Genomic DNA, 12,939 nt, shown 5'->3' with positions numbered 1-12,939 from the left:
TCGTCCCCTTAGATCACAGGTAACTCTGGTGCGGCGCGGGTGGTCAGCAATTCTGCACCGCCAGTGCGCACAACGATGTTTTCTTCATGCACCATAATGCGCCCATCGCCGTACCCCAAAGAGGGTTCCAACGTCAGCACCATGCCCTCTTTGATCACCGTATCATCAAAAGCAGCATGAGAGGGCCATTCGGTGAGCTGCATGCCCAAGCCATGCCCAAGGCGACCGACATCGCCACCCTGATTGTCCAACTCGCAGATCACATTTTGCATCGCCTGAAACAGCTCGCGACAGGTGGTGCCGGGACGTGCGGCGGCAATACCTGCCTCGGTCGCGCGCCATAAAACATCATAGGCCCGACGAGACATATCATCCGCCTGACCAATTGCCCAATTGCGATCAAAGTCACAAAAATACCCGTCCCATGTGGCACCAGTATCGAGCATCATGATGTCGCCCGTGGCAAGTGGCCTGCGTGTGGGAGGCGAGATTACATCGTGATATCCACCCTGATCGGCCCCCCCAACCAAATACGGAACATCGTCAGCACCCTGTGCCAAAGCTTCCCTGCGAAAGGCGCGAAAAACCTCTTCAAAGGGCTGTCCGCTTTGGGAAAACTCGGGCACGCGCGCAAAGGTCTGGGACCCGATGGCGCAGATATGGCGCAGCTTGGTGATCTCGGCCTCGGATTTCACCATCCGCAAATCGCGCAGAATTCCGGTGGCATCTGCGATGGTCAGACCGGGCAGCCCCGCGATCAACCGTTCGTAATCGCCAAGCGGCATGCGCAACGCGGTTTCGTGGCCTTTCATCACCCCAATTGTTGCGTCGGCGTTCGCGAGAGGTGACAACAATTCGGTCAGCAAGCTGATCCCGTCATCTTCAGGGGCAGGGGCGCTCCAGGTGCGGATATCCTCCACCCAGGTTTGTCGCATCAAGGCTGCCCCAATTTCTGGAATGATCGCAATTGGCTTGCCGCTTGCGGGCACAAATAAAAACCAAGGTCGCGTGGGGCTTTGCCAAAAGAGCGTCTGAAACCCGCTGAAATACCGCACGTCGGGTTCGGTCAAAAGCAGCATCCCCGCGAGGCCACGCTTGGCCATAAGCGCCTGTGCATTGGCTGTGCGGGCTGCAAATTCGGCCTCTGAAAATCCGCGATCTGGGGCGTTTGCCTTCGTATCAGACATGGTCTTTCCCGCTCATGATCATAGCAAAAATGTCAGGGTCGGTGACCCCTTCTGATCCAATAAACAGCACGCGTGATGTGTCGTTCAAGCCCAGCTTTGTTGAAAGCGCATCTGATGTGCGCGCCGCAATCACCGCCGCCAAACCAGCCACGGCGCTTTCCCCGGCTTCAATCACAGGGTCGCCAAATTCTGGCCGGGCCAATCCGCGCACGGTTGGGCCAACGATGCTGTCGGGCATCGTCAGGAAATCGCTGGCCTCTTCGGTTAGAATTTCCCACGCCATTTCCGAAGGTTCACCGCATGAAAGCCCGGCCATAATGGTTTCCTCGGCAATGTTGACGGTGGTCGGCGCACCCGCCCGTGCGCTTTCAAAAAGGCAGGCGGCAAGATCAGGTTCCACGATGACAACGCGTGGGGCATCCGCGCCCCAGTATTGGCGCAAAAGGGCCGCTACTGACGCGGCCAATCCGCCAACGCCACCTTGTAAAAACACATGTGTGGGGGCTTGATCCAAGGCTTCACAGGCCTCTGTTGTCATCACGCCGTAGCCTGCCATCACGTCACGCGGCGGTTCGGAATATCCTTCCCAAGAGGTGTCGGAAACAACAAACCAGCCATTGGTATCGGCCTCTTCCCGTGCCAATGCAACAGAGGCGTCATAGTCGCCATCAATCCGAATAACCTCTGTGCCCAAATCGCGCATGGCCTGCGCGCGCCCTTCGCTGACTTCGGCGTGAATGTAAATTCGACAAGGGGCGCCAACGCGTTGGCATCCCCAGGCAAGGGAGCGGCCGTGGTTGCCATCGGTGGCGGACACCAAGGTGATCTTGGCGCAGTCATCTGCGTATTTTCCGGTGCGGATGTCGGCCAATGTGACGTCGTGCCCCAATCGGTTTGACAGCTCGCGGCCAAGCACCCGCATCGCCGCATAAGACCCGCCAAGCGCCTTGAAGCTGCCCAATCCAAACCGCGGACCTTCGTGTTTGTAATCCAAACGGGCCACGCCAATATGCTTCGCCATCCCCGCAAGATTGATCAGCGGTGTTGGGGCATATCCGTCCCATGCGGTGATCTCATCCCAGGCGTCTGCAAAATCTTTCGGTGACAAAACGCGTGTGGCGGCATCGCCAAAAGTCGGGTTTCCCGAAACGTGTTCTAGCGTCGCGGCGGCGTAAACATCAGTCATCCTCTGTCCTTTCGTGCGGGCAAACGGTCTTTGACCAATTGCACCCAAAACGCGGCCCCAATGGGCAAAAGCGCGTCGTTAAAATCATAATCTGCAGCGTGAAGCGGTTGGCTGTTTGGACCAGTGGTCCCATTGCCAAGAAGGAGGAAACATCCGGGAACCGCGTCTGAGAAATGCGCAAAGTCTTCAGAAAAACTCATTGGCGGGCGGTTTTTGACAACCTCGCACCCGGCGCTTTCCCCCGCGCGGTAAACCGCTTCGACCGGGCCTGCGCTGTTGATGGTCTCAATGAACTCGGTCACAAAAGACACATCGGCTGTGATCCCATGCGCAAGGGCCACGCCTGTGGCAATCTGACGCATATGACGTTCAATTTCTTTGCGATCTTCCGGCAATCGGGCCCGCACGTCGCCCTTTAAGGTCGCGCGTCCAGGAAGCACATTGCGTTGCCCATCGGTCAGAAATTCGGTCACAGACACCACAGCACCAGATCCGGGCGCGAGTTTACGTGCCACGATGGTCTGCAAAGCTTGCACCATCTCCGCGCCAACCGTGATGGCATCCACGCCGACCTGCGGCATCGAGGCATGTCCGCCTTGGCCGTGAATGGTGATTTCAAACAGGCTTTCGCTGTTGCAAATCTGACCGGTCCGGGATGAGATCTGGCCCTCTGGCGCGCCGGGCAGGTTATGGATTGCATAAACTTCTTCGATCGGAAAACGCGCAAGCACCCCCTCGTCGATCATCGCTTTCGCCCCAAGCCCATGTTCCTCATTGGGTTGGAAAATGAACACGACAGTCCCGTCAAAATCTGGATCCTGCGACAGCTTTTCAGCGGCCCCGAGCAACATTGTCATATGGCCATCATGCCCACAGGCGTGCATTTTGCCCGCGTCCACAGAAACATAATCATGCGAAGATGTTTCGTGAATGGGCAGCGCGTCCATATCCGCGCGCAACCCAATCGCGCGATTGCCTTGGCCAGCCTTTAGAACCCCGACAACGCCGACGCCTTCATGCACCTCTAACCCAAGCGCGCGCAAATGATCCGCAACCACAGATTTGGTGCGGGCTTCGTGAAAGCCAAGCTCGGGGTGGCGATGAAAATCGCGACGCATCGCGATCAGCTTGTCGTGAAAGTCGGTCATGGGGTCCTCATGGGCGGTGTGGTAACAAGATCATGGGGAAGTGAAGCAAGATGTGATAGGATATTTGGTGTTTTGTGACTAAATTCATCGTGGTTCGGCAAATAGTAGATGTGATTCGGAAATGGACGACAAGGATCGAGAAATTTTGCGGATGGTGCAATCCAATGCGCGCCTGACGGCTGAAGTGATCAGTCAAGATGTTGGCTTGTCTGCACCGACCGTGCAAAAGCGCCTGCAAAAGCTTCGAGCAAATGGTGTGATCGAGCGTGACATCGCGGTGTTGTCCCCTGCCAAATTGGGGCGCGAGATGACCATCATTGTCGAAGTCATTTTAGAACGTGAAAACCGCGCGTCTTTGGATGCGTTCAAGCGTCGCATGCGCGGTGCGCCCTGTGTGCAGCAATGTTATTACACGACCGGCGAGGGTGATTTCATCCTTATCCTGAATGTCGAAAATATTCAGGAATACGAAGAGTTTACACAGACTTACTTTTTTGACGCCTCAAACATCAGCCGGTTCAAAACTTCGGTGGTCATGGACAGGGTGAAAGTGTCGCTTGATGTGCTTTGATTTCGCATGGGCGCGGGGGGCGCCCATGCGATTTTCACTGTGTTTAGGCGTTAGGCTGTCAACCAGCATTTGATGGTGGCATAACCGTTCATCATGTTCTGGCTTGGATCATCGAACCAACCGGCAACCTTGTCATTGGTACCTTCCACCCAGTTGGCAAACATTGGGCACAACAACCCGCCGGTGTCGCGCACCTGACGCCCCATATCGCTATAGATGCCCTTACGCTTCATGGTGTCTGTTTCAGAACGGGCCGCAAGCAGTTTAGTGTCAAACTCATCCGAGAAGAAGCGCGTGTCATTCCAAGCCGCGTCCGTTTTATAGGCCGTGGAATACATGCCGTCTTGGGTCGGACGACCGCCCCAATAGGATGTGCAGAACGGTTGCTTGTTCCAAACTTCGGACCAATAGCCGTCATTCGGCAGGCGCTTGATTTCCACGTTGATCCCAGCCGCCGCAGCAGATTGTTGGAACAATTGCGCGGCATCAACCGCCCCCGGAAATGCGGTTTCAGCGGTGCGCAGGATGATCGGCCCTTCATGGCCTGACGCCTTATAGTGCATCGCTGCTTTTTCAGGGTCATATGCGCGCTGTTCGATGCTGTCGTCAAACAGCGGATAGGCGGCATTGATTGGCATATCGTTGCCCAATGACCCATGCCCAAACAGGATTTTGTCGACCATTTGCTGACGATCGGTGGCGTATTTCAAAGCAAGGCGCAGATCGTTGTTTTCAAAAGGCGCCGTGTTGCAATGCATGAGGAACGCATAATGACTACGCCCACCTGCTGAGTGGATGGTGACATTTGGCGCGCGCCCCAAAAGTCCGGCAATTTTTGGCGGGATGCGGTTGATCATATGAACCTGACCCGATTGCAAAGCTGCTGTGCGGGCGGTGTCATCCGAGATCACCAAAAGCTCAACCGCGTCAGCATGGCCGCGCGTGTCGTCAAAATAGTCCGCAAACTTTTCAAATGTATAGCGGATGCCGTGCTGCGTGCTGGTCAGTTTGTATGGACCGGTGCCGACACCCGCATCAGGGGCGTCCATTCCACCATTGGGTTGGATCACCAGATGGTAATCCGACATGATATAGGGCAGATCGGCGTTGCCTTCGGACAGGGTAATGACAACTTCGCCACCGATGTCTTCGACTTTCTCAACAGCTTTCAACTGGCCCAAGGCACCGGATTGGGATTTTTCACCCGCGTGGCGACGAAGGGTGGCGACAACATCGGCGGCGGTCATCTTGTCGCCATTGTGGAATTTCACATCTTCGCGGATGGTGAAGGTCCAGGTCTTTGCATCCGGCGTGCCGCGCACCGCTGTGGCCAGTCGCATGTCAAGCGAGCCGTCTGGGGCAACTTCGACCAAGGTGTCGCCGAAATGTTTGACCACCATAAAGACAGCTTCGTTGGACGCCAGTGCTGGGTCCAATGTGTCAGAGGATTGCCCACCCGACATCGCCAATTTCATTGTACCACCCTTTTGCGGGCCAGCGGCGTGGACGGCCGACCCCAACATGGTGTTCGCCAAGGTCGCGGTCAGGCCAAGAGCCCCCGCACGCCCCAAAAAGGCACGACGATCCAACTGCCCACGGGCGGTCAAACCTGCCAAAAACTTCAGCTCATTACTCATTGTCTTCTCCTGATCATGTTGTTGTGTCGCGGCTGGGATATCTTGAAACGCTGTCTTGCATGGTCTTTTCAAAAACCAATTCGCCGCGCTCAAAAGCTTCTAGTGTTTGTTTGACAAAAAACTCGGTTTGGGACGCCCACATATTCGTCACAACACGCGAAGATACCGACCAGTCACCCCGCGTAAGCTCCCGATTCCAAATAATTTCAACCTCGGCAGAGGCGGGATCGACGGGATTGATCTTCCATGTTTCGCGCATCGCGCTTTGGGTGACCAAGCCGGTGTCCAGATCTTCTTGGCGCCCGTGATCGCCCTTAAGCTCCAGCACAATTTGACCGTCCTCAATGCGGTAGCTGCGAGCCTCCTCGCCGACCTCAATCTGTCGTGTTGGTGCTGGACCCAAGGTGCGGGGGGGCGAAAAACTGGCGACGGCCTGCGCGTCTTGTGGGCGGCAAGGCACCTCAAGCGATCCCGCGGTTAACGTCAGCGTATTATGGGTGCCTTCGGGCCAGCAATAGGGCCAATAGCTGCCAGAAACTGCGACCCGTAACCTGTGTCCCGCGGGCAAATGATACGCCGTTTGGTCAAGTGTGAGCGCCACCTCATAGGGTTTTCCAGGCTCAAGCGGCTTGGCGTCTGCAAATCCATCGCGAAATTGCAGGTTCAGCAACCCAAAAGAAATAAAGGCTGATGTACCATCTGGGCGCAAATCACATAACCGCACAATTATTTGTGCCTCTGGTTGGGCCGACGACAGGGTGAGCCGGACCATAGGCGCGCCGACGATATCAGTGGGCGCGGTCAGTATATCACTGTCAAAGCAGGTTGAGCGGGCATCGTCTTCGGTTTGGTCATCGGGAAGCTCGCCGGGGCCAAACCCAAAGGGAAAATACTCGCCCGCATTTTTGCCAACCGTTAGATCCGTTGTCACTTGTGTTGTGAATGCTGCGGGGTGTCCCAGCGTGCCATCCCCAAGATCAAACCGCTTGGGCGTGATGGCGGGCGCGGGCCAGACCTCTTCTGCCACCCAACGCCCTTCTCGATGGCTTAGGCTTGGATCCGGTGCGGTGCTGTCCATGACATAGGCACGATAGGCCGGATCATTTTCCACACCCGTTTCCAGGCCTTTTAACCAGTGATCCCACCACCGCAAAGCTTCGCCCAAATAATCAATGGACGGGGCAATTGTGCTGATATGTGGGTATTTGTGGCTCCATGGACCAGCGATCGCTTTTACCGGGCTGGATAGATTTTCTACCAGATGTGCCATGGTGTTGCGATAGCCATCGTGCAATCCACCCATCGCCAAGACGGGGGCTTTGATGGCTGAGTATGCTTCGCAAATGGATCCGTGTTTCCAATAGGCATCGCGGGTTGGGTGCAACATCCATTCGCGCGCCAGAAATGGCGTGTTTTCCAATCGTTCCAACCACATCTCGCGCCAGCTCTTGCCGACGATTTCGGGATCTGGTGGCATGGAAAACCAAGATGTAGAGGTCGCGGCCCAACCGATATTTTCGCCAACTTGGATGCCACCTTTATAGTGGATATCATCCGCATATCGATCGACTGTCGAGCCAATTGTGATGATTGCTTTCAACGGTTCCGGGGCCAGGGCGGCAATTTGAAGCGCGTTAAAGCCGCCCCAGGATATCCCCTGCATTCCGATCTTGCCGGTGCACCAGTCCTGAGCCGCGATCCAGTTCAGAATGTCGACGCCATCTTGTAATTCCTGTGGCGAGTATTCGTCGTCAAACAATCCTTCGCTGTCGCCACACCCGCGCCGGTCCACACGCAGGCAGACATATCCATGGGCCGCAAAATGTGAATGCATCGGCATGTCGCGCGCCGCGGTGCCATCGCTTTTACGATAGGGCAAATATTCGACAATTGCGGGCAGGGGGGCAGACATCTCTTTTGGTCGCCAGACCTTTGCAGATAAGCGTGTGCCATCCGGCAATGGAATGGCAAGGTCGTGGTCTATTTCGATTTCAAGAATATTGGTCATGTATCCCCCCGGTGCTGTGCAAACTATTGCCGCCAGCGGGGCCGAAAAAAAATGTGCAACTTTGTTCTATCTTGTGCGGTTTTGTGCGACTACGATGTTTGATGGAACAAATGGGGCGAGGGCATGACAGCTTTATCGGAAAACCTTCGGTCACTGTGCCGAAACTACCCCTCCATTTCACAGGTTTGCCGCGAAATTGGGATCAACCGTCACCAATTTGATCGGTATCTGCGCGGCACGTCACGTCCCTCGGCGCATAATCTTCTGCGCATTTGCGAGTTTTTTGGGGTCACCGAAAAAGAGATCGAAAGATCGTCAAGCTTGATGGACCACACCAGCCTTGATCATCTTCCCAAGCAGGGGCCGCGCTCTCTTTTGGCGGATATTTTCCCGGGCGACCTAAGTGCCGCGCGGTCCTATGTGGGGCTTTATCATACGCATTTCATTAACATGACGTGGCCAAATCGAATTCAGCGGGCATTGTGTTTGGTCCGCGAGCAGGGCGGCGGCGTTGCGACACGGTATGTTGGCCGCGTGCGCGATCCGCATAGTTCACAGATCCTGCGTTCGGAATTTGTGGGGCAGCTGACGGTTCAGGGGGATCGGGTGTTTTTATTGGAACGCCATCGGAAAACATCCGACGCCTTGGCGCAGACAATTTTGGTGCCGCCGGAACGTACAAACGCGACCTATATTACGGGCCTTGCCTTTATGATGGCATGGCGGCCGCAACGTACCCCATTCAGCTCTCGGATTATTTGGAAGCGATTGCGTAATTCAACCAACTTCCATTCGGCGATGAAGCAATGCGGGCTGTATGATCCCCAAAGCCCCTCTATTGATCCGGTGATCAGAAGCTTTTTTGCCGATGCCCCTGTTTCGTTTCTCAAGATTTAGCGCGGTCGCAAACCGCGTCACGGCCTCACGACATTGGAAAATCCATACATCTAACGGCTCATGGGGCGATAATTGGACTCGCGGTGATGGCAGAGGCTTTGACATCCACCCCGACAAATTTTGTGCCATGCTCAAACCAGCTCTGAGGGGCCGCAGCGCCCCACAGGGTTTGGCGTTGCGGGTCTTTCAAATCCCATTTGATGGGGTCAAGATCCGGGTCAACCGTTTGATAATCAGAACAATAAATCTCGATCCGGTGCCCATCGGGGTCGAGGACATATAGAAAAAACGCGTTGGAAATCCCATGCCGGCCCGGCCCACGTTCAATATTGTCGACGTAGCCGGTGGTGGCCATCAGGTCCAATAGGTCAATAACATTCAGCGGTGTGGGCACCCAAAACGCAACATGATGCAGGCGCGGGCCGGTGCCATTGGTAAAGGCGATGTCATGGACACTACCTTTGCGGTGCAACCATGCGGCCCACAGTTTTTTACTGTCCTCATCTTCGGTGTATTCGGTGACGCGAAATCCAAAATCGCTGTAACATGCAACGCTGGCATCAACATCAGTTGAAAAGCAATTGAAATGATCAATGCGCAGGGGTTTCGCACCTTTATAGAGCGCATATTTCTGGTGGATGGGCGCCAACCGATCCATCTTGTGATAAAACTCAAGTGGGATGCCCATATTGTCAGCGGTCAGCAGGGTGCGCCCTTGATACGGGCGATCCACCCATTCTGTCGGGCGGTGTCTTGCCTGAAAATATGCGGCTGCCCGGTCCAGATCATCTTCGTCATAGGTTTTAAATCCCAAGACCTCAACCGTGCCGGGCTGATCAGATTTTTGCAAAACCACACTGTGATGCCCACGCTCCTCCATTGCGCGCAAATAGATCCGGCTGTCGGTTTCGTCGGTGATCTGGAACCCCAATATCTCGGTATAAAACACACGCGACGCCGCCAGATCTTTGACGTTCAGGCATATATGCGACAACCGGATCGTATTGAAATCTGGGTAAAGGTTAGGGGCAGGGACGGGCATTGCTCTCTCCTATAGTGCTGTTTGCACGGGGAAAATGACATTGGCCTGGTGGGCACCAGAGCTCGGAAAACACTCGACCGTAACGTCTAAATTCGCAGTATAAGCATCCCAACCCTAAGCGCCATAGAGCATCTGACCGTTGGGTGTTGACCTTGCATAACATCAAACACCACCGCCCTCGCGAACATCACACAACCATTTCATCCCGAATACTGAAGTCTGACTAAAACGCCTTTAATGGCCATACCCGATGGGCAAATGGAATGACCGCCTGAGCGGGTGTGTGTCGGATCTGCCGGTGACCTAGCCGATACTGATACCACTCTGGGTCAAATGGCCAAGCGGGCGGACAAGTATCAATTGCTTATGTAATGCGTTGATGCGGGGTGGTCTGCTGGAAACAGAATTCGCTTTGAGTGTGAAATATTTCGCCGGGTTTTAGGGCGGCTTGATGCGACCAGGCCTGATTGGGAGCATCTATCCAGCAATGCGGTTCAAGTGCGAGACCTGCGCGCGGACCATAGTTTGTCCCATTCAGCCCTTCGCCACGGACCTCTAAACCGCTGCCATCATAGATCTGCAATCCCGGCGCTGTGGATCGCACCTCCATTGCTATCCCAGAGGCTGACACGGTGGCCATCAACCTAGGGGCCCCTGCGTGTGGGAAAAAACAGAAATGATGATCCAGGCCGGGCGGAACACGACGCGGCTGGGTGATGTCCAGATTTTGGGTGCTGGCGGCAACCGGGCCAGACTGCGGAATGCCATTTTCCACGGGAATGACCTGATCGCTTTCCAGCTGCAGGAGATGGGCATCAATGTTCGGCCTGCCATCGAGATTGAAGTAGATATGCGGCGCAGGATTACAAACCGTGGGAGCGTCCGTTTGGGCCGACAGCTCAACCCGCAAACTGGTGTCATAAAGGCGATAAGAGACGGTCAGATCCATCTTGCCCGGAAAGCCCATATGCCCATCGGGCAGACATAGTCCGAGTGTCACATGGGAGGTTCCGTGGTCCAGAACATCCCAATTCCGGTGGCTGCATCCGTCGCGCCCGCCATGCAGCGTGGTTTTGCCATTTTCATTCCGGTCCAATTCGTAGCGCCGACCATCAAGTGAAAACTGCCCGCCCGATATGCGATTGGCCACACGCCCTACGATCACACCCAGATAGGCCGGGTTGGCGAGGTAACTCAACGGGGTGTCATATCCCAGCACCAGAGAATGGGATAACCCGTCCAGATACAGGCTTTGCAGCGCCGCACCAAAACTCAGTACCCGGGCGCGCAATTGATTGGATTGCAGCGTGAACCGAAGGATCACATCGCCGCCTGGCAAGGTGGCAATTGCCTCGACGCTCACAGCACGCGCCGCAATACGCCGGCCGGGGGCAGGGCGCCAAACGGGGTATCCGCGCTTTGCGTTGTGTGGTTGAACCAAAATTCCTCTGTGGCGGTCCGGCGTGTGCGCACGCCTTCGGGCATCTGCTGACGCTCAACACCGGCGCGATCGCACAACAGGGCCACCATCACATCAAGTCCCGCTGCATCCAGCCAAGCGCCGCAATAGATCTGGTTGTCCGTTGCCATGGCAACGGGTAGGTTTTGGCTCGTCTGCATCAGGACGTCCGCAGACCCTTCAAGCTCTTCCAGATATCCCGTCACGGCCCCACCATCAGTCAGAGTGACCGGCATGTCGGGTCGCAAGCTCTCGACCCGTGATACGGTTACATCCAACCCTTTGATGGCGGGGGGCAGAGGAACGGGAATGGCAAACCCTTCGTCGCGCGCTCCGGTGCGCGGCCCGTAAAGCACATGACCCTTGGCATCATTCAGGGCCTGCCGCAACCCGTCGCGCAGACACATAATGCCTGGGGCGAGCACCAACCTGTACCCCGCGAAATCCTCGTGGTCAGGGGGAAGGATATCCACCGAAAGCCCAGCCCGGCGCAGTGCCTTGTAATGGTCAAAAACCAGCGAGAAGTAACTCAGTCCCGCCCCGTGTGGTTGCGTGGTCCAGGCCCAATCGGCGTCGTAGTCGAAGATCAGGGCGACGGGAGCTTTGTGAAACTGCACGTCCGGCGCCCCGGAAAGCTCTGTCGCCACTTCGCGTGCCTCATGGATCGCGGGGGCGTCCTGACGATCAGGGCGCAACAGGCCCGCATGCATCTGTTCCTGTGCAAAGGGGGCCTGTCGCCATCGGAAGTAGCAGACCGCTTCCGCGCCATGGGCAAAAGCCTCCCACGTCCAGAGCCGCACCATGCCAGCCAGCGGTGAGGGATTGTAAGGCGCCCAATTGACCGGGCCGGGCTGTTGTTCCATCACCCACCAGCGACCGTGCCCCACAGCGCGGTAGAGGTCGTGATGGAAGGCCTGAAAATCGGGATCCCCTTGGCGTGCATAAGCACGTTGATGCGCTGCATCTGCCCCCACCCGGTCTTCAAGAAACCCCAGCGGATAGCTGTCCCAGGTGGCAATATCCAGATCCGTGCCCACTGCGAAATGGTCAAAGTCGGTGATCCGCCCCATGTAATTATGCGATATGGGCGCAGACGTGCAGGCCTTGATCTCTTCCACCTGCACCTTGTTGAACAACACCACCATATCCGAGGAATAACGGCGGAAGTCCTGTACATGGGCTGGGTTGGGTTCGGTTACCGTCAAGTTCGGCAGGTCCACCTCGTCAAAGGCACAATATTCCATCGACCAGAAGATATTGCCCCACACAGAGTTCAGGCGATGGATGTCGCCATACCGCTCGGCAAGCCAAATCCGAAAGCCATCCCGCGCGGCATTGGAGTAGGAAACGGTGGTGTCGTGGCAGCCATATTCATTGTCGGTCTGCCAGGCCCCGATGTATGGGTTTCGCCCATAGCGTTCGGCCATCAACCGGGCGATGCGGCGACCTTCCTCGCGATAGCCTAAATGACTGAAACAGTAATGGCGGCGCGATCCAAACTTACGGGGTTGCCCGTGCGCATCCACGGCGAGCATGTCAGGGTGTTTGTTGATCATCCAACGCGGCGGTGTGGCGGTGGGGGTGCCCAGCACCACGCGCAGCCCGGCCGCGCCAAGGGTCTCTATCGCACGGTCCAGCCACTCCCACTGCAGATCACCAGGGGTGGGTTCCAGGCGGGACCAGGAAAACTCGCCGATCCGAACCCAGGTCAGGCCCGCCTCAACCATGCGGCGCGCGTCATCCGCCCAGATCTCTTCCGGCCAATGTTCAGGGTAATAACAGGTGCCCAATGTACGTTTCATGT

General features: G+C 56.1%; 10 protein-coding genes. 2 read left to right on the top strand and 8 right to left on the bottom strand.

The genetic code is table 11. The annotated features are described in order from the left end of the window. Window positions 1-8: 8 nt before the first annotated feature. The 3 genes from KKW20_RS15085 to KKW20_RS15075 are packed head-to-tail and all read right to left on the bottom strand — an operon-like array spanning window position 9 to window position 3,521. The gene (locus KKW20_RS15085; RefSeq protein ID WP_214568740.1) at window positions 9-1,187 is read right to left on the bottom strand and encodes a M24 family metallopeptidase; all 1,179 of its coding nucleotides are present in this window, start codon (window positions 1,185-1,187) and stop codon (window positions 9-11) included. Then, window positions 1,180-2,373: a diaminopropionate ammonia-lyase gene (locus KKW20_RS15080; protein WP_214568739.1), complete on the bottom strand. Its 1,194-nt coding sequence runs from the start codon at window positions 2,371-2,373 to the stop codon at window positions 1,180-1,182. Before KKW20_RS15080 ends, KKW20_RS15085 begins: the two co-directional genes overlap by 8 nt. After that, window positions 2,370-3,521 (bottom strand): amidohydrolase, encoded by a 1,152-nt coding sequence (locus KKW20_RS15075; protein ID WP_214568738.1) that lies wholly within the window; start codon window positions 3,519-3,521, stop codon window positions 2,370-2,372. The genes KKW20_RS15080 and KKW20_RS15075 overlap by 4 nt, the downstream gene beginning before the upstream one ends. 121 nt (window positions 3,522-3,642) lie before the next feature. On the opposite strand from KKW20_RS15075, the gene KKW20_RS15070 reads away from it, so the two are divergent. Then, window positions 3,643-4,092, top strand: coding sequence for an Lrp/AsnC family transcriptional regulator (locus tag KKW20_RS15070; RefSeq protein WP_214568737.1), 450 nt, complete (start codon window positions 3,643-3,645; stop codon window positions 4,090-4,092). A 50-nt stretch (window positions 4,093-4,142) separates the two neighbouring features. On the opposite strand, the gene KKW20_RS15065 is transcribed toward KKW20_RS15070, so the two are convergent. Together KKW20_RS15065 and KKW20_RS15060 are read right to left on the bottom strand one after the other, a co-directional pair. Further along, the gene (locus KKW20_RS15065; RefSeq protein ID WP_214568736.1) at window positions 4,143-5,729 is read right to left on the bottom strand and encodes an ABC transporter substrate-binding protein; all 1,587 of its coding nucleotides are present in this window, start codon (window positions 5,727-5,729) and stop codon (window positions 4,143-4,145) included. Window positions 5,730-5,742: 13 nt separating this feature from the next. Further along, on the bottom strand, window positions 5,743-7,737 hold the full coding sequence (locus KKW20_RS15060) for a CocE/NonD family hydrolase (RefSeq protein ID WP_214568735.1): 1,995 nt from the start codon (window positions 7,735-7,737) through the stop codon (window positions 5,743-5,745). 123 nt (window positions 7,738-7,860) lie between these two features. On the opposite strand from KKW20_RS15060, the gene KKW20_RS15055 reads away from it, so the two are divergent. Beyond that, window positions 7,861-8,634, top strand: coding sequence for a helix-turn-helix domain-containing protein (locus KKW20_RS15055; RefSeq protein WP_214568734.1), 774 nt, complete (start codon window positions 7,861-7,863; stop codon window positions 8,632-8,634). A gap of 58 nt (window positions 8,635-8,692) precedes the next feature. Here the strand turns inward: KKW20_RS15055 and hpaD are convergent, their stop codons facing one another. The 3 genes from hpaD to KKW20_RS15040 form a co-directional block, all read right to left on the bottom strand. Further along, entirely contained in the window at window positions 8,693-9,676 is a 984-nt protein-coding gene (gene hpaD / locus KKW20_RS15050; protein ID WP_214568733.1) for a 3,4-dihydroxyphenylacetate 2,3-dioxygenase, read from the bottom strand. A gap of 364 nt (window positions 9,677-10,040) precedes the next feature. Then, a complete protein-coding gene (locus tag KKW20_RS15045) occupies window positions 10,041-11,039 on the bottom strand; it encodes an aldose epimerase family protein (protein WP_214568732.1) in 999 nt (332 codons plus the stop codon). Next, window positions 11,036-12,937, bottom strand: coding sequence for a beta-galactosidase (locus KKW20_RS15040; RefSeq protein ID WP_214568731.1), 1,902 nt, complete (start codon window positions 12,935-12,937; stop codon window positions 11,036-11,038). Before KKW20_RS15040 ends, KKW20_RS15045 begins: the two co-directional genes overlap by 4 nt. Window positions 12,938-12,939: the final 2 nt, after the last annotated feature.

It is taken from the genome of Aliiroseovarius lamellibrachiae (assembly GCF_018599245.1).
GTDB classification, from domain to species: domain Bacteria; phylum Pseudomonadota; class Alphaproteobacteria; order Rhodobacterales; family Rhodobacteraceae; genus Aliiroseovarius; species Aliiroseovarius lamellibrachiae.
This window is presented reverse-complemented; position numbering and strand designations above follow the sequence as displayed.